General features: G+C 69.8%; 13 protein-coding genes and 1 tRNA gene. 2 read left to right on the top strand and 12 right to left on the bottom strand.

Going from position 1 to position 16,759, the window contains the following annotated elements; all coding sequences use genetic code 11:
• Positions 1-71 precede the first annotated feature (71 nt).
• The 10 genes from WFH00_RS10460 to WFH00_RS10415 all read right to left on the bottom strand — a co-directional run bounded on the left by WFH00_RS10460 (position 72) and on the right by WFH00_RS10415 (position 12,508).
• Positions 72-1,460: an MFS transporter gene (locus tag WFH00_RS10460; protein WP_336660777.1), complete on the bottom strand. Its 1,389-nt coding sequence runs from the start codon at positions 1,458-1,460 to the stop codon at positions 72-74.
• Positions 1,461-1,529: 69 nt separating this feature from the next.
• Entirely contained in the window at positions 1,530-2,069 is a 540-nt protein-coding gene (locus WFH00_RS10455) for a GNAT family N-acetyltransferase (RefSeq protein ID WP_336660776.1), read from the bottom strand.
• A gap of 56 nt (positions 2,070-2,125) precedes the next feature.
• Positions 2,126-3,205 (bottom strand): peptide chain release factor 1, encoded by a 1,080-nt coding sequence (prfA, locus tag WFH00_RS10450; RefSeq protein ID WP_336660775.1) that lies wholly within the window; start codon positions 3,203-3,205, stop codon positions 2,126-2,128.
• A 94-nt stretch (positions 3,206-3,299) separates the two neighbouring features.
• Positions 3,300-5,513, bottom strand: a complete 2,214-nt coding sequence (gene rho / locus WFH00_RS10445) for a transcription termination factor Rho (RefSeq protein WP_336660774.1) — start codon at positions 5,511-5,513, stop codon at positions 3,300-3,302.
• Between the two features lie 153 nt (positions 5,514-5,666).
• On the bottom strand, positions 5,667-6,650 hold the full coding sequence (gene thrB / locus WFH00_RS10440) for a homoserine kinase (RefSeq protein ID WP_336660773.1): 984 nt from the start codon (positions 6,648-6,650) through the stop codon (positions 5,667-5,669).
• Positions 6,647-7,966 (bottom strand): homoserine dehydrogenase, encoded by a 1,320-nt coding sequence (locus WFH00_RS10435; protein ID WP_336660772.1) that lies wholly within the window; start codon positions 7,964-7,966, stop codon positions 6,647-6,649. Before WFH00_RS10435 ends, thrB begins: the two co-directional genes overlap by 4 nt.
• 69 nt (positions 7,967-8,035) lie before the next feature.
• A complete protein-coding gene (gene lysA, locus WFH00_RS10430) occupies positions 8,036-9,472 on the bottom strand; it encodes a diaminopimelate decarboxylase (protein ID WP_336660771.1) in 1,437 nt (478 codons plus the stop codon).
• A 371-nt stretch (positions 9,473-9,843) separates the two neighbouring features.
• Positions 9,844-10,611, bottom strand: a complete 768-nt coding sequence (locus tag WFH00_RS10425; protein WP_336660770.1) for an LmeA family phospholipid-binding protein — start codon at positions 10,609-10,611, stop codon at positions 9,844-9,846.
• Between the two features lie 26 nt (positions 10,612-10,637).
• Positions 10,638-12,308 carry an arginine--tRNA ligase gene (gene argS / locus WFH00_RS10420; protein ID WP_336660769.1) on the bottom strand — a complete coding sequence of 557 codons (1,671 nt, stop codon included), beginning with the start codon at positions 12,306-12,308 and terminating at the stop codon, positions 10,638-10,640.
• A gap of 127 nt (positions 12,309-12,435) precedes the next feature.
• Positions 12,436-12,508: transfer RNA gene (locus WFH00_RS10415), tRNA-Arg, on the bottom strand.
• A 318-nt stretch (positions 12,509-12,826) separates the two neighbouring features.
• Between WFH00_RS10415 and WFH00_RS10410 the strand changes: the two genes are divergently transcribed.
• Entirely contained in the window at positions 12,827-13,708 is an 882-nt protein-coding gene (locus WFH00_RS10410; protein ID WP_336660768.1) for a manganese catalase family protein, read from the top strand.
• Between the two features lie 185 nt (positions 13,709-13,893).
• Here WFH00_RS10410 and WFH00_RS10405 read toward each other — a convergent pair whose 3' ends face one another.
• Positions 13,894-15,255 (bottom strand): APC family permease, encoded by a 1,362-nt coding sequence (locus WFH00_RS10405; RefSeq protein ID WP_336660767.1) that lies wholly within the window; start codon positions 15,253-15,255, stop codon positions 13,894-13,896.
• A 168-nt stretch (positions 15,256-15,423) separates the two neighbouring features.
• A complete protein-coding gene (locus WFH00_RS10400; protein WP_336660766.1) occupies positions 15,424-15,840 on the bottom strand; it encodes a GNAT family N-acetyltransferase in 417 nt (138 codons plus the stop codon).
• 77 nt (positions 15,841-15,917) lie between these two features.
• Between WFH00_RS10400 and WFH00_RS10395 the strand changes: the two genes are divergently transcribed.
• A complete protein-coding gene (locus WFH00_RS10395) occupies positions 15,918-16,724 on the top strand; it encodes a DUF1206 domain-containing protein (protein ID WP_336660765.1) in 807 nt (268 codons plus the stop codon).
• Positions 16,725-16,759: the final 35 nt, after the last annotated feature.

The following is a 16,759-nucleotide window of genomic DNA, read 5'->3' as shown; positions in this document are numbered from 1 at the left end:
GCTGCTCGCGTGACCCAGGTCTTCGCGGTGCTTCGTGCTCCCGAAACAGCATTGCGACCCGGGCCCGCCCGTCAGCGCAGCGTCCGCCCGTTGTCTTCCATCCAGCGCTTCGTGCGGCGCTGCTCGATGACGACCATCGCGATCCCGAACACCCAGAACGGAATCTGCACGGAGAACGCCACCTTGAACGCCGCAAGCGAGTAGTCTTCGGGCGATCCCGCGCCGAGCAGATCGAGCACGAGCCCGATGAGCAGGAGCACGCCGAGCGACGAGGTGAATCCGCCCGTGTTCACGAGTCCCGTCGCGAAGCCGGAGTAGCTCCGCGGGGTGTGCGAGCGGGCGACCTCGAACGAGATGAGCGAGGCAGGGCCGCCGATCGGGATCACGATGAGCAGCACGACCACGACGGCGAGCGGCGGTTTGCCGGGCCACAGCATGACGGCGATCCAGATGATCGCGATTGCGACGGTGATCGCCACGTTCATCCACACGCGTCGCTCAATGAATCGGGAGCTCAGCGGGCCGAGGAACACGCTTGCCGCCATCGACGAGATCACCGTGAGGCTGAGGAGCCCGCGCGCGGCAGAGTCGTCGAGTCCGAGCCCACCGGTGAGGAACGGCGTGCCCCACAGCAGGATGAACACGTTCGACGCGAACGGCGAGAGGAAGTGCAGCCAGTAAGCGAGGCGCACACCCGGGATCTGCAGCAGGCCGCGCGCGCGGTGCCAGAAGCTCATCCCGCGCGATGTTGTCGGGGCTACCGTGATGAGCTCCGTCGGGGGCGGCGGCACGGAGCGCAGCGCGGCCGTGCTCGTGTCGGCGAACGACCGCGCGTTCTCCGTGATCTTGCCGCGTCGACCGAGCATCCGCTCGATGAGCGTCGCGTCGCCGGGCTCGTTGCGCAGCACCGCGAAACCCAGGATCGTGATGAGCACGCCGAGCGCGGCGAGGCCCACGAAGCCGCCCATCCAGCTCGTGCCCGAGACGAGTAGAGCGAGCGGAACCACCGAGACGAGCTGGCCGCCCTGCCCGATGAGTCCGGTGACCTGGCTGATGGTCGGCAGCTGCCGAAGCGAGAACCACTCGGGGAGCATGCGCATCACGCTGATGAACGTGCACGCGTCCCCCGCGCCGACGAGCACGCGCGCGAGGATCGCGAGCCACACGTCGGGCACGGTCGCCATCGCGACCTGGCCCACGATCATGAGGCCCCCACCGATCAGGATCATCAGCGTCGCGCCGATGCGATCGAGCAGCACGCCGACGGGGATCTGCAGCCCCGCGTACACGAGCAACTGGATCACGGGGAAAATCGAAAGAGTGGTCGCGTCGATCCCGAAATGCTCCTGCGCCGCGGGACCGAGCGCCGACAGCGACGAGCGGTTGATCACGGCCACCGCGTAGGCGATCGCGGCTACTCCCCACACCACCCACGGGAGGATGGGTCGGGATGCACGCATAGTGCAATGCTACAGCCGGAGCGCGCCCGGAGTTGCCATGCGAACCCTATGGACGGCGCTGCTTTCGCGTCAGTCGCGCGGCGGGAGCGGAGGACCGTCTGGGAAGTCCGAGCGCGTCAGGTCGAGGAAGAGCGCGTCCTCGAGGTGACCGCCTGGACGAACCTGGTAGTCGCGGAGCACGCCGATCCGCCGGAACCCGAGTCGCTCGTAACTGCGGATCGCTCCGTCGTTATTGATGTTCGGGTCGAGGGTGACGCGCCTGATTCCGGCGTCGAATTCAGTGCGGATCGCGAGTGCGAGCGCCTCCTCACCGATGCGACGGCCACGGAAGGCCGTGCCGATGAACAGGTGCATCACCGTCGTCGGGTACTCGGGATCCTCCCCGCGCAGCACGAACATAGCGCCGGCGGTGCGGCCCTCGACCTCGATGATGCGGGTCACCGCGGGAGCGTCGATGAACTCTTCCTGCACGCGCTGCGGGGTGTAGCCGACCCACCAGAGCGATACCTCCGGCTCGTCGAGGATCTCGACGAGCGGGTCGAGGTCTGCGGACTCCGGAGCGCGGAGGGTGACGAGGGGGCCCACGAGGGGCAGTGCATCTTCGGACATGCGCTCATCGTAGCGGTGCCGGGCGCACAATGCGGGCGTGTACCGCCCGCCAGCGCCTAGTTCGACTCCCCCAGCTCCGCGAGTCGCGCCTCTTCGTCGGCCCGGATGCACGACTCGATGACGGGGTCGAGCGCACCGTTCATCACGTGGTCGAGGTTGTAGGCCTTGTACCCGGTGCGGTGATCGGCGATGCGGTTCTCGGGGAAGTTGTACGTGCGGATGCGCTCGGAGCGATCCATGGTGCGGATCTGGCTCGACCGGTGAGCGCTCGCCTCTGCCGCGGCCTCCTCCTGCTGCCGCGCGAGGATCCGCGCGCGGAGCACGCGCATGCCCGCCTCGCGGTTCTGGAGCTGGCTCTTCTCGTTCTGCATGGCCACGACAATGCCCGTGGGCAGGTGCGTGATGCGTACGGCGGAGTCGGTGGTGTTGACCGACTGTCCGCCGGGGCCCGACGAGCGGTACACGTCGATCTTCAGATCGTTCTGATTGATCTCGACCTCTTCGGGCTCGTCGACCTCGGGGTAGACGAGCACGCCCGTCGTCGAGGTGTGAATGCGCCCCTGCGACTCGGTCACGGGCACGCGCTGCACGCGGTGCACGCCGCCCTCGTACTTGAGGTGCGCCCACACGCCCTGCGAGGGGTCGGAGGCGTTCGACTTGATCGCGATCTGCACGTTCTTGTAGCCGCCGAGGTCGCTTTCGTCCTTCTCGAGGAGCTCCGTCTTCCAGCCCTTCGCCTCGGCGTAGTGCATGTACATGCGCAGCAGATCGGCGCCGAAGAGCGCGGACTCGGCGCCGCCCTCGCCACCCTTGATCTCGAGGATCACGTCGCGCGCGTCGTCGGGGTCGCGCGGGATCAGCAGTCGGCGCACCCGCTCGTGCGCCTCCGCGAGCTCCGCCTCGAGCGCGGGCACCTCCTCGGCGAAGGCCTCGTCCTCCTTCGCGAGCTCGCGCGCAGCCTCGAGGTCATCGTTCGTCGCGTGCCAGTGCTCGTACGCCGACTTGATCTTGCTGAGCTCGGCATAGCGGCGGTTAACCCGCTTCGCACGACCGGCGTCGGCATGCAGCGCAGGATCAGCAAGCTCGTCCTGCAGCTTCGCGTGTTCTGCGAGGAGCCCCGCGACCTGTTCGAACATGTATCTTCCTTACGTTTTCTGCGGCAGCGACGCCACCCAATCTACGCCGACAGCAGAGCCCGCCCCGGGTGGTTCCGGGGCGGGCTCTGAGTTGCTAGGACAGCTTGCCCGTGCGCTGGAGCTCGGCGAGGAGCGCCGCGTTGGAGTCGGACGAGCTCAGGCGCTTCTGGAGTCGCTCCTGCGCGTCATCGTCGCTCGCGAGTTCGGCACGCAGCTGCGCGAGCACGCGAGCCTCGTCGGCGCTCAACACGGCGTCGGCGTTGCGGGTGCGCGAAGCAGTGAACTTGACCGCGGGCACCAGGCCGGGCGCGGTCTTCTTGAAGCGCACCTCGCTGTTGACGATGTGACGCACCTCGCGCAGCAGCATCTCGTCTGCTTCGAGTCCGGTCTTGGCGTTGACGGTGGCGAGCACCGTGAGCGAGCCGCCGTTCTCGAGGTTGCGCGCGGCCGAGAGGAGGCGCTTCACCTGGGCGAGCGCGAACGCGTCGATCTCGTCGAGCGCGGGGCGGCTCTGCGCGTGCTGCGCCTGGGCGTATGCACGAGCGAGACGACCGAGCGAGTCGACGAGCACGATGACGTCGTGCCCGAGCTCGGCGAGACGCTTCGCGCGCTCGACGGCGAGCTCGGCGATGGTCGCCTGGTCTTCGGCGCTGCGGTCGAAGGATGCCGCGACGACCTCACCGCGCACGGAGCGCTGCAGGCGTGTCACCTCTTCGGGCTGCGCGTCAGCGAGCACGACGACGAGGTGCGCATCCGGGCGGTTCGCGCTGATGGCCTCGGCGAGCTCGCTCAGGATCGCGGTGCCGTCGGCGCGCGACGGAAGCACCAGCGCTGCGCGCTGGCCGAGCCCCATCGGGGCCACGAGGTCGATCGCGCGGCCGAGCAGGCCCTCGCGCTCGGTCTCGAAGCGGAGGCGCTCCTGCGGGTAGATCGGCGTGAGGTCGGCGATATCGGCGCGCTGCTCCTGCTCGTCGACGGGCCGCCCGTTTACGGTGTCGATCTTGACGATCGCGTTGTACTTCTGGCGGCTCGAGCTGTCGCCCTCGCGGGGCTGGCGGATCGCGCCCACTACCGCGTCACCGCGACGCAGGCCGTACTTCTTGACCTGGCCGAGCGAGACGTAGACGTCGCTCATGCCGGGCAGGTAGCCGCTCGTGCGCACGAAGGCGTAGTTCTCGAGCACGTCGAGGATGCCCGCGATCGGCAGCAGCACGTCGTCCTCGGTGATCTCGGGCTCGAGATCGTCGCCCTGGCCGCGTCGCTTGCGGTCGCGCTGGCGGGTGCGGCTCGAACGGCTCGCGTTGTCGCCGTTCTTGCCGTCGCCACCCTTCGGGCCGTTCTGGTTGTTCGAGCCGTTCTGCCCGCGACCGGACTTGCCTTCGTCCTCGGACGAAGCGTCGCTCGACTCGTTCGCCTCTGCGGCGTCGTTCTTCTGTCCGCGACCGCGGCCACGGCGGTTGCGGCCCGAGCGCTCGTTCTCGCCCGAATCGGACTTCTCGCCGTCATCGCTGCCCGCGGCGGCCTGCGACGACTCCGCCTGCTGCCCACCGTTCTGCTGCTTCTCGGTCTGCCCGGCCTGACTCTGCGCAGCCTGACCCTGCTGAGCCTGACCCTGCGACGACTCGCTTTGCTGCGCCTCAGCCTGCGAGGCCTCGGACTTCGCACCGTCGGCGTCAGCCGCGGCCTTCGCCGAGCGGCGCGAGCCACGCCCGCGGGCCGACTTCGGCGCCTCGGCCTGCTCACCAGCGGCCGGCGCTGCCGGAGCCTCCGCCGCGGCCTCGGCCGGTGCGGCCGCCGCAGCGGTCTCCTCCTGCGGCGCAGCGGTTGCCGCGGAAGCGCGGCGGCGCGTGCGCTTCACGGGAGCCTCGGCGGCAGCATCAACACTCGCTGCCGCGTCAGCAGCGCCAGCGGCCTGCTCGACCTCAGCGGCCGCCTCGGGCGCGTCAGCCTTCTTGCGGCCGCGCGTCGCGCGCTTCTTCGGAGCCTCGGCGGGAGCCTCAGCCGAAGCGTCAGCGGCAGTGCCCGCAGCCCCGCTCTCAGCCTGGGCTTCAGCGCCCTCGGCCGCGCTCGCTTCCGGAGCCTCCACCTTCTTGCGGCTGCGCGTCGCGCGCTTCTTGGGGGCCTCGGCCGGGGCCTCCGCCTCCGCGGCAGGAGCGGCCGCCTCTGCCGGAGCCGCGGCCGGTGCCTCGTTCGTCGTCGCCTCAGCGCTCGGAGCTGCAGCTGCGGTGCTCACGCGGCGCGAAGCGCGGCGGCGGGTCGGCGCTGCTTCTGCAGCGTCGGGGTTCGTGTTGTCAACGTTGGATTCCACGTCTGTACCTTTCGGAACGCCACGGGCTTGGCTGGCGCGTTCGGCCTCGCCTTCCCGCGGAGGTGCACCTAAGTGCTTCGGGATCACCGCGCGATGTCATCGCGGTGAGAGAACGATCCACCATTCCGCAAGAGCGGACATCGACGAATTCGGCTAGAGCGCTGAACCCGCGGGGATCGATTCCACTGTAGCACCCCGGGTGTCGACCGCCAGGGTGAGCACGCGCCAGTCGGGGTGCGCCTCAGCGACCTGGTCGGCCGCCTGGAGCCGCTCGAGCGGACCGTTCGAGAGCACGAGCACCGAGGGACCGGCGCCCGACACGACGGCCGCGAATCCCGCGGCTCGCAGCTCGCCGACGAGGTCGCGCGTCTCGGGCATCGCGGCGCCGCGGTAGTTCTGGTGCAGTCGATCTTCCGTCGCCTCGAGCAACAGCTCGGGGCTTTGCGTGAGGGCCGCGATGAGCAGTGCGGATCGCGAGACGTTGAAGACCGCGTCCTCGTAGGGCACGTGCTCGGGCTGCAGGCTGCGCGCGAGCTCCGTCGACATGGTGAAGTTCGGCACGAGCACGAGGGGTGCTACGCCTCGGTGCACCATCAGGCGCTTGAAGCGCGGACCCTCGTCCGTCGTCCACGCGATCGTGAGACCGCCGAAGAGCGCGGGAGCGACGTTGTCGGGGTGACCCTCGAGCTCGGTCGCGAACCGGAGCAGCTGATCCTCCGTGAGCGCGAGCGGTGCGTCGGGGTCGCTCTGGAGGAGCCCCGCCGCGATCATGACGCCCGCGACGATCGCGGAGCCAGAGGAGCCCATGCCGCGCCCGTGAGGGATGCGGTTCGTCGCCTGCAGGTCGAGCCCCGGCAGGTCGCGCCCTAGCTGCTCGTAGACGTAGGCGGCCGACCGCACGACGAGGTTCGTCTCGTCGGTCGGCACCTCACCCTCGCCAACGCCGGAGACCGCGACCGTCGCCCCGGGCGCGTCGCGCACCGTCGCGAAGAGCTCGTCGCCGTACGCGAGCGCGATGCCAAGGGTGTCGAAGCCCGGCCCGAGATTCGCGCTCGTCGCGGGCACCCGGACTCGCACCGCGCGGTGCTCGCCCGCGGCAGCTCCCGTCGCTCCCGCCGCTGCGGGGGCCGCGCTCACGCCTGACCCTCGAGCCGCAGCACGCTGGTCACCGCGGTCACGACCTCGGCAGCGCGGAGCGCCTCGACGGTCGCCGCGAGGTCGGCCTCGCGAGCGCGGTGCGTGCCGATGACGAGCGCGGCGCTCGGCTCCTCGCCGTGAGCGCCCAAGGCCACGGTCTGCTCGACACTCGCGGCCGATACCCCGTGCTCGGCCAGGATGCCGGCGATGCTCGCGAGCACGCCCGGCTGGTCGCGCACGGCGAGCATGATCTGGTAGGCCGTGACGACCTCGCCTACCGGCAGGATCGGCAGCTCGGCGTGCAGCGAACCGGGGATGCCCGGCCCGCCCGCGACGTGGCGTCGCGCGGCCGACACGAGGTCGCCCAGCACTGCCGAGGCGGTCTCCGCTCCGCCGGCGCCGGCGCCGTAGAACATGAGCTCGCCCGCGGCCTCGGCCTCGACGAACACCGCGTTCTTGCCCTCGTGCACCGCGGCGAGCGGGTGATCGCGGCGGATCAGCGCGGGGTACACGCGCGCCGATACGCCGTCGGTGCCGTCCGCCGCCTGCAGCCGCTCCGCGATCGCGAGAAGCTTGATGACGTAACCGGCGTTCTTCGCGGCCTCGATCTGCTGCGCGGTGATGCTCGTGATTCCCTCGCGGTGCACCGCGTCGACGGGCACCTCGGTGTGGAACGCGATGCTCGCGAGGATCGTCGCCTTCTGCGCCGCGTCGTAGCCCTCGACGTCGAGCGTCGGGTCGGCTTCGAGGAAGCCCAGCTCGCTTGCGACGCGCGCCGCGTCCTCCGCGCTGTCGCCGAAGCGGTCCATGCGATCGAGGATGTAGTTGGTCGAGCCGTTGACGATGCCGAGCACCCGGGTGATGTGGTCGCCCGCGAGGCTCTCGCGGAGCGGACGCAGGATCGGGATCGCCGCCGCCACCGCTGCCTCGTACGAGAGCTGCGCGCCGACCTGCTCCGCGACCTCGGAGAGCTCGGGGCCGTGCGCCGCGATGAGCGCCTTGTTCGCGGTCACGACGTCAGCGCCGCCCTGCAGCGCCTGGGTGATGAGCGTGCGCGCGGGCTCGATGCCGCCCATGAGCTCGACGACGATGTCGGAGCCCTGCACGAGTCGTTCGGCGTCGGTGGTGAAGAGCTCCTGCGGCAGCTCGACATCGCGCTTGCCGCTGACGTCGCGCACCGCGATTCCCGCGAGGGTGAGGCGCGCGCCGATGCGCGCGGCCAGTTCGTCGCCGTGCTCGAGGATCAGCCGTGCCACCTGGGCGCCGACCGAGCCGCAGCCCAGCAGTGCCACGCGAAGGTCGCGGTATCCGTTCATGGGTGTTCTCCTTGGTATCGGTTCGTTTCGCCGCGAGCGGCGCTGAATGCAGTCAGGGGCAAGCGAGAGTCAGCTTGCGCGAGCCGGGGCCACCGGCGCCGGAATGACCGACTTCGCCACGAGCTCATCCTCGCTCTCACCACGGACAATCACGCGCGACGCCCCCTGAGAGACGGCGACGACCGGCGGACGCGGCACGTAGTTGTAGTTGCTCGAGAGCGACCAGCAGTAGGCGCCGGTCGCCGCGACCGCGAGCGTGTCGCCGGGGCGCACGTCGCCCGGAAGCACGTCGCGCTGCACGACGATATCGCCCGACTCGCAGTGCTTGCCGACCACGCGCACGAGCGCCGGGGCGGCCGCGCTCTCACGGTTGGCGATCCGCACCTGGTAGTCGGCGCCATAGAGCGCCGGTCGTGCGTTGTCGCTCATGCCCCCGTCGACGCTCACGTAGAGGCGCTCAGCAAAGCCGAGGTCGGCAGGATCGGCCGCGGCGTTGGAACCCGAGAGCGCGACGGGCTTCGTCGTGCCGACCGTATAGAGCGTGACGCCCGACTGCCCGATGACCGCCCGGCCCGGCTCGAACGCGAGTTTCGGCACGCTGACGCCCACCTCCGCCGCGGTCTCCGCGACGATGTTCGCGAGTTCGCGCGCGATATCGGCGATGTCGGGCGCCGCGTCCGCCTGAGCAGAGGTGTACGCGATGCCGAAGCCACCGCCCAGATTCAGCTCGGGCACCGGGCGACCGGCGAGCCGCTCGAGCTCCGGGTACGCGCCGAGCAGGCGCCTCGCCGACTCGCGGAAGCCGTCGGTCGCGAAGATCTGCGAGCCGATGTGGCAGTGCAGGCCGACGAACTCCAGGCTGTCGTGGGCGAGGATCGCCGAGACCAGTTGCGGTGCATCCTCGAGGGGCTGCCCGAACTTCTGGTCCTCGTGCGAGGTCGCGAGGAAATCGTGCGTCGAGGCGTGCACGCCGCTGTTGACCCGGAGCCGCACGCGCTGGCGTCGCCCCGCAGCCGCCGCCGCAGCAGCGACGCGCTCGGTCTCGATCTCGCTGTCGATGATGATGGTGCCGACGCCCACCTCGACGGCCCGCTCGATCTCGCGGACCGACTTGTTGTTGCCGTGGAAGCCGATACGCGCCGGGTCGACGCCCGCGGCGAGCGCCACGGCGAGTTCTCCCCCGCTCGCGACGTCGATCGCAAGACCCTCCTCGACCATCCACTGGGCGACCTCGACGCACAGGAACGCCTTGCCCGCGTAGTAGACGGTCGCGCTCGTGCCGATGCGCGCGGCTTCCGACTCGAGGGCGGAGCGCACCTCGCGGGCGCGGGCGCGGGCGGCGTCCTCGTCGATGACGTAGAGGGGCGATCCGTGCTCCGCGGTGAGTTCCGTGGCGCGCACGCCGCCGAGCTTCAGTTGTCGGCACTCGCGGCCGCGGCGCGCTCCGGGCGGGAATACGCGGGGATCGATCGCGTTCGGGCCCGTCGCCTCGGTCGGCTCTGACATAGCTCGCTCCTGGGATGATCTCGTCGGTCGTCATCGTGTCCGTCGTGCTCGCGGCGAGGTCAGCCAGTGGCGAGCGGACCCGGATTGGCCCCTGAAGCCGTGCGCACGGAGGGTTGCCTCTGAACGGACCCGATCAGTTTACCGGGACCGGCGGGACCGGCGCGCGCCGTTCGGCTGCGCGCCCGCGCCCGGGACCGCGCAGCGGGTCGTCGACGGCGCCGCTGGCCCGGTGGACACGTACCAAGCGCACCAAGCTCGGGGGTCGTCAGTAGTTGTGGGTATCGGCTGGCTGAATCACAACTACTGACCGGGCCGGGTTGAGGCGGTCGCTCGTGACTCGGGCGGAGCACCGACGCGGGTGCGGGATCGGGCTAGCCGCAGCTCCCGAGCTCCTGCTGCGCGGGGTCCGACAGAATGCCGGGCGCGAGCGCCGCCTCGAGCCGCACTGAGCCGGTGCTCGAGAGCGTGATGTCGGTGAGTGTCGCGCCCGCAGGGAGCTGATCCGCGATGCACACCGTCTGCGGTTGGAGGATCGGATCGAGCAGCGAGCCCGTCGACTGCGCGAGCTGCTCGGCCGATAGGTCGAAGCCGGCGGCTTTGAGCCCGAGCGGGTCGATCTTGACGGCGCCGTCGACCGCCTGCACCCCGAGGCGAGCGGAAATCGTGAGCTCCTGTCCGAAGGTCTCGATCGTGCGACCGACCACGAGTTCGCGGTCTCGCACCTCCCCCGACTGCGCGACACCCTGGGTCAGCAGCGAGATGACCGGGTCCAGCTGATCCGCCCCCAACACCACCTTGACGGTGCCGCCCGAGATTTCGCCGGTACTCGGGTCGAAGGGCACCCGATCTGCCGACAACGAGCCGTCGGCTGTGATCCCCTCGATCAGCGGAGCGTCCGGCACCTCGACGGTGACATCGCCGACCCCGCCGCCGAGCGCGTGCAGCAGCGCGGAGCCCCCGAGCGAGACGTCGACCGGGTGATCGTCGGTGAGCCGCAGCTCGTCGCGCACGATCCCCGAGATGACGCCCGGGATGATGAGGCGCAGCGCGACCTCCGCCGCCCCCGCGAGCAGCCCGATCGCCGCCACCACCGCGATGAGCTTGACCCACCACGGCGACGAGCGCCTGCGCCTCCCCATGCGCGGTTCCTTGCCGTTCCTCGACGCTACAGCCGCTCGGGAGCGGACACCCCGATGAGGTCGAGGCCGTTGCGCAGCACCTGGCCCGCCGCATCGTTCAGCCACAGGCGGGTGCGGTGCAGGTCACCGACCGGTTCGTCACCGAGCGGGAGCACGCGGCAGTTGTCGTACCAGCGGTGATAGGCGGCGGCGAGCTCTTCGAGGAAGCGCGCGATGCGATGCGGCTCGCGCAGTTCGGCGGCACCCGCCACGATTCCCGGGTACTGCTGGAGCTTGCCGAGGAGATCCGTCTCGGTCTCGTGCGTGAGCAGCTCTGGCGCAAATGTGCTGCGGTCGACGCCCGCGGCGGCGGCGTTGCGATCGACGGCGCAGGTGCGCGCGTGTGCGTACTGCACGTAGAAGACTGGGTTATCGTTCGTGCGGCTGCGCACCTTCTCACCGTCGAGCGCGAGCGGCGAGTCCGCCGGGTAGCGGGCGAGCCAGTAGCGCAGGGCGTCGGAGCCGAGCCACTCGAGCAGGTCGTCGAGCTCGATGATGTTGCCCGCGCGCTTCGAAAGGCGCGCGCCGTTGAGGTTCACGAGCTGCCCGATGAGCACCGTGACGTCGGTCTCGATATTGTCGCCGGCCGCGCCCGCGATGGCGGTGAGTCGGCCGATGTAGCCGTGGTGGTCGGCGCCGAGCAGGTAGATCTTCTCGCCGAAGCCGCGGTCCATCTTCGAGAGGTAGTAGGCGGCGTCGGCGGCAAAGTAGGTGTAGATGCCGTTGCCGCGCGTGAACACGCGATCCTTGTCGTCGCCGAAGGCGGTGGTACGGACCCAGATCGCGTCGTCTTCTTCGAAGACGTAGCCCTGTTCGCGGAGGCGATCCACCGCCGCTTCGATGGGACTCGGCTCGCCGTTCTCTCCCGGGGTGTGCAGGGTGCGCTCGGAGAAGAACACGTCGAAGTGCACGTTGAAGCGTTCGAGCGAGTCTTTGATCTCGGCGAGCTGGATCTGGTAACCGTGCTCCTGGGCCTCATTCAGCGCGGCGTCGCGGTCGCTCGCGGCGAGCTCCGCGAGGTTCGGCACCTGCTCGCGCACCTTGCGGCCGAGCTCTTGAATGTAGGCGCCCGGGTAGGCATCCTCGGGAGCGGGCTCGCCGAGGGCCGCGGCGAGCACCGAGCGGCCGAACTTGTTCATCTGCGAACCGGCGTCATTGATGTAGTACTCGCTCGTGACGCGTGCGCCCGCCGCGCGGAGCACGCGGGCCGTCGAGTCGCCGAGCGCCGCCCAGCGCGTGTGCCCCATGTGGAGCGGGCCGGTGGGGTTCGCGGAGACGAACTCGAGGTTAATGTTCTGGCCCGCGAGGGTGTCGCTGCGGCCATACTGCTCGCCCTGCTCGACGACCCGGCGCGCGGTCTCCCCCGCGCTCGCTGCATCGAGCGTCAGGTTGATGAAACCCGGGCCCGCGACGTCGGCCTTGGCAACGCCCTCGATCTGCACGGCGCGCTCGACGATGTCGGCGGCGAGCTCGCTCGGGTTGACGCCGATCCGCTTCGCGAACTTCATCGCGGCGTTCGAGGCCCAATCGCCGTGCTCTCGGTTCTTCGGTCGCTCGACCTGCGTGTCCTGCGCGGTGATGACGAGATCGCCGCCGCGGGCGGCGACCAGGTCGGAGAGGATATCGGCGAGAGCGGCGGAGAGTTCTTGTGGCGTCACGAGGATCGATTCTACTCGGGCGCGCACGGCGGCCGTGTGGGGGCGGGTGCTGGCCGCCCACGACCTTGCCTGGGTCGGCGCACGAAAAAGGCCCCCACTGCCGAAACAGTGAGAGCCAGTGCTGCAGTGCCCCCGGAGGGATTCGAACCCCCGACCTACGGTACCGGAAACCGGCGCTCTATCCCCTGAGCTACGGAGGCGAGCAAATGCAACTCGACCAGCCTAGCGCACAACCGCCGGCGTTCGAGCCATGGGGCGGGGGCCTCTTCCCTGACCTTCAAGCACCGATTCAGCGAGCAACTACCGCTATCCATGGGAAGTGATACTCCGACGCCCAAAAGGTGCAACTGCGTAAGCGCCCGGGATCCGCGCCCCACCCACCCCACGTAGGCCAAGCTTCTCGGTCGTGCAACCCCATCGTCTGATGAGCCGTCACGGTGTGGGCTGGTCCCGTCGTCGATCGCAGCAGCGCCGAGCCCCGACGTTCCGGTCGGCACAGGATCAGGAGGACCGTCACCATGTATTTTCATCGGCAAGAACTCCAACACCGCGCCACCCCGGAGAAGCCGGACGCCGTCTATGCTCGCAAGCTGCAGGAGGTGCTCGGCGGCCAGTACGGCGAGATCACCGTCGCGCTGCAGTACCAGTTCCAGGCCTGGAACATGCACATTCCGGGGAAGTACCGCGACCTCGTGTTCGGCATCGGGGCGGAGGAGATGGGCCACGTCGAGATGCTCGCGGTGATGATCGCCCAGCTGCTCGAGAAGTCGCCGCTCGGCATCACCGATGAAGCGGTGCAGAGTGACCCCACCGTCGCGGCCGTCATCGGCGGCACCGACGTGCAGCAGGGCATCGTCGCGGGCGCGGGCGCTCGCCCGGTCGACAGCAACGGCAACCCCTGGATGGGCAGCTACATCACCGCGAGCGGCAACCTGCTCGCCGACTTCCAGGCGAACGCGAACGCCGAGATGCAGGGGCGGCTGCAGGTCGCCCGGCTGTACCACATGACCGACGACCACGGGGTGCGCGACCTGCTCGGCTTCCTCCTCGCGCGCGACACGATGCACCAGAACCAGTGGCTTGCGGCGGCCGCTGAGCTCCAGGCCGAGGGCGCCGAGACGCTCCCCGTGCCGAGCAACTTCCCGATCAAGAAGGAGGAGCGCGACGTGTCGTACCAGTACATCAACTTCTCCGACGGCGTTGCGGCCGCCGAGGGCAGCTGGGCATCGGGCCCCACGCCCGACGGGCTCGGCGAGTTCAGCTATCACGCGGCACCCGAGTCGGGCGTTCCGATGCCTCCACCCACGCACCCCGACTCCCGCTTCTACGGCACCACCGAGCTCCCGAACTCGATGGAGAAGGTTGCGGGGCGCGTGCAGGACGCGCTGAACAAGGAGTAGCGACCCGCCGGCCGCGCGAGATCGACTCCCGTCACCGAGATCGACTGCCCCTGGCGCACATCGGGGGTCGATCTCGCGGACGGGGGTCGATCTCGCGGTCACAAGAAAGGGCAGGCGGCGGATCGAGAAAGGGGGCCCGCGCATCGCGCGAAACCCCGTTTCTCTGCGTATGAGCGAGCAGTCCGCTACTCGGGGCGCGCGCCCGCCTGCTCGATCCGGCCCCGCTCCGAGCGATTGTGGCCCCAGCGCGCCAGCAGGTGCAGCACAACACCGACCGCGATGAGGATCGCGCCGAACAGCCACACGGTACCGCTCTGCTGCGTCATGAGCACGATGCACGAGATGATCCCGAGCACGGGCACGAAGGTCCAAACGCGGAAGTGCTTGTGCTCCACCCGGTCGCGACGCAGCACGAGCACCGAGACGTTCGCGCTCAGGAACACGAAGAGCAAGAGCAACACGACGGTCTCTGCGAGGGTCGCGAGGTCACCGACGAGTGTGAGGAGCGCGGCCACCACGGTCGTCGCGAGGATCGCCACCCACGGGGTGCGCCGCTTCGGCAGCACGCGTCCGAGCGCACTCGGCATGAGCCCTTGCTCCGCCATACCGAAGGCCAGGCGGCTCGTCATGATCATGGTCAGCAGCGCACCGTTTGCGACCGCAATGAGCGCGATCGCGCTGAAGATCCACGACGGGATGTGCGCGCCCGACGCCTCGACAACCGCGAGCAGCGGCCCGGTCGACTCCGACAGCTCCTCGGGCGGCAGCGCGATGGAGCTCGCAAGCCCGACGAGCACGTAGATGAGGCCGGCGACCCCGAGCGCGCCGAAAAGCGCGCGCGGGTAGGTGCGCGACGGGTTGCGCACCTCCTCCACCATGTTCGCCGAGGTCTCGAAGCCCACGAACGAGTAGAACGCGATGATCGCGCCGCCCAGCACGGCGACGGCCGTGTTCACGCCCTGCGGGGCCTCGACCACGCGGGAGATATCGCCCTCGCCGCCACCCAGCATCAGGGCGACGACCACGATGACGATCACGAGGCCGCTCACCTCGATCGCGGTCATCACGAGATTCGCGCCGAGCGACTCGCGCACGCCCCGCGCGTTCAGCGCCGCGACAACGACCAAGAACGCGATCGCGACGGGCGTCGTCGGGAGGTCAATAAAGGTGCTGAAGTACTCCCCCGCGAAGGCGATCGCGAGGCCCGCGGCACTTGTGACGCCGGCCGCGAGCATGCAGAATCCGACGAGGAACGACACGACGGGCCGCTTGAACGCCCGCTCCGCGAACACCGCGGCCCCACCGGCTCGCGGGTACTTCGTCACGAGCTCGGCGTAGGACCCCGCGGTCAGCAGCGCGAGCAGCAACGCCAGCAGGAGCGGTGCCCAGAGCATGCCGCCGACCTCCTCGGACAGCACGCCCATCAGCGCGTAGATTCCAGCGCCGAGCACGTCGCCGAGGATGAAGGCGAACAGCAACAGGCCCGTGACGGAACGCCGGAGCTTCGTATCGTCTTGCGCCTCGGGGGCGCGCGTTTCACTCGTCATTGCGCCAGATTAGGGCAGCCTGTGTATTCCCAGCACGGCCTTGACACGGCATAAACCCAACGACTAAACGGCGAATCCGACGACTACACGCCCGAACCCACCGACTACACGGTGACGCCACCCGCCGAGCCCAACGACCACACGCCGGGCTCGACGCGCGCCCGACCCCTACGCCCCCGCCGACAACCGCTGATGCATCCCGAGGGCATCCTCGCTCGTGAACCCGAGCGACTCGTACACCCCCACCGCCTCGGGGCTCGCGAACAACCCCACGAACAACTCCACATCACCCGTCGGCTTCAGCAGCTCCAGCAGCCGCTCGACGAGTTCCGTCGCGACACCCTCGCCCGCGTACTCGGGCGCGACGATCACGTCCTGCACGTACGCGTACTGCAACCCATCACCGACAGCGCGCGCCATACCGATCGCAGCACCGTCCTCGTCGACACAGACGACCCCCGCCAGCGACGCGCGGAGCGACGCCGCGCGCACCTCGTCGTCGAAGTGCCCCTGCCAGCCGACGGAAGCGGCGAGCGCAGCGTGCTCGGTCGGGGTCGCGACGCGGTCGAGGATCCGATGGTTCATGTCACGCCACGCTAGCGACCGGAGCGGCTCGATGCCAGGGGGCCGCACACCGCGCGGCGATCCACTAGCCTCGTCGCATGGATGACCGCGTGAAAGCCGCTGCTCAGAAGACCGAGCAGACCACGACCTTCCGCGTGCTCGCTCGCGGCGGCTACGTCGCGACGGGGCTGGTGCACGGGTTGATCGGCGGGCTCGCGTTTGGGATCGTCGTGCGGCGCGGATCGGCCGAGGCCGACCAGATCGGCGCCCTGACGGCGATCGCGGAGGCGCCCCTCGGCGTCGCGGCGCTCTGGGCGGTGGCCGCCCTGCTGCTCGCGCTCGGCGTCTTCCACATCGTGCACGGCTTCTCGGTGGAGCGCTCCTCCCGCACGAAGCGTTGGGGCCGGCGCATCGCCGAGTGGGGGCAGGGCGCGGCGTTCTGCTTCATGGGCGGCGTCGCGGTCGCGGTGGTGCTCGGCGCGCGCCCCGACCCGGACAAGACCGCCGAGGACGCGAGCCGCGGCCTCCTCACCTTCCCCGGCGGGCCGGTGTTGCTCGTCATCGCGGGGCTCGGGGTCGCCGCCGTCGGTGCGGTGTGGGTGTACATGGGTGTGCGGCGCAGCTTCCGTAAGCAGTTGCAACTGCCTCACGGCGCCGCCGGGAAGGCGATCTCGGCGCTCGGCGCGGTGGGTTTCATCGGAAAGGGCGCGGCGCTCCTCGTCGTCGGGTTCATCATCGGCTTCGCGGGGCTGCACCGCGATTCGGAGTCGGCCGGCGCCCTCGACGCCGCGATAACCTCGCTCTACGGCTGGCCGGGCGGACCCGGCGCGATCGTCGCGATCGGCGCGGGCTTCATCGCGTACGGCATTTTCTGCCTGTTCCGCGCGCGCTACGCCGAGCTCTAGAAGCGGCGGATCGGCAGCGAGCTGAAGCCCCGCTC

This window comes from Leucobacter sp. USHLN153, from assembly GCF_037145615.1.
Lineage (GTDB): Bacteria > Actinomycetota > Actinomycetes > Actinomycetales > Microbacteriaceae > Leucobacter.
Note: the sequence above shows the minus strand (reverse complement) of the source record. Positions and strands in the feature narration are given on the sequence as shown.

Coding starts and splice junctions, on each gene's coding strand:
- WFH00_RS10460 (WP_336660777.1), bottom strand. CDS start 1,460: ATGCGTGCATCCCGACCCATCCTCCCGTGGGTGGTGTGGGGAGTAGCC.
- WFH00_RS10455 (WP_336660776.1), bottom strand. CDS start 2,069: ATGTCCGAAGATGCACTGCCCCTCGTGGGCCCCCTCGTCACCCTCCGC.
- prfA (WP_336660775.1), bottom strand. CDS start 3,205: ATGTTCGAACAGGTCGCGGGGCTCCTCGCAGAACACGCGAAGCTGCAG.
- WFH00_RS10435 (WP_336660772.1), bottom strand. CDS start 7,966: ATGAACGGATACCGCGACCTTCGCGTGGCACTGCTGGGCTGCGGCTCG.
- lysA (WP_336660771.1), bottom strand. CDS start 9,472: ATGTCAGAGCCGACCGAGGCGACGGGCCCGAACGCGATCGATCCCCGC.
- WFH00_RS10425 (WP_336660770.1), bottom strand. CDS start 10,611: ATGGGGAGGCGCAGGCGCTCGTCGCCGTGGTGGGTCAAGCTCATCGCG.
- WFH00_RS10410 (WP_336660768.1), top strand. CDS start 12,827: ATGTATTTTCATCGGCAAGAACTCCAACACCGCGCCACCCCGGAGAAG.
- WFH00_RS10405 (WP_336660767.1), bottom strand. CDS start 15,255: ATGACGAGTGAAACGCGCGCCCCCGAGGCGCAAGACGATACGAAGCTC.
- WFH00_RS10400 (WP_336660766.1), bottom strand. CDS start 15,840: ATGAACCATCGGATCCTCGACCGCGTCGCGACCCCGACCGAGCACGCT.
- WFH00_RS10395 (WP_336660765.1), top strand. CDS start 15,918: ATGGATGACCGCGTGAAAGCCGCTGCTCAGAAGACCGAGCAGACCACG.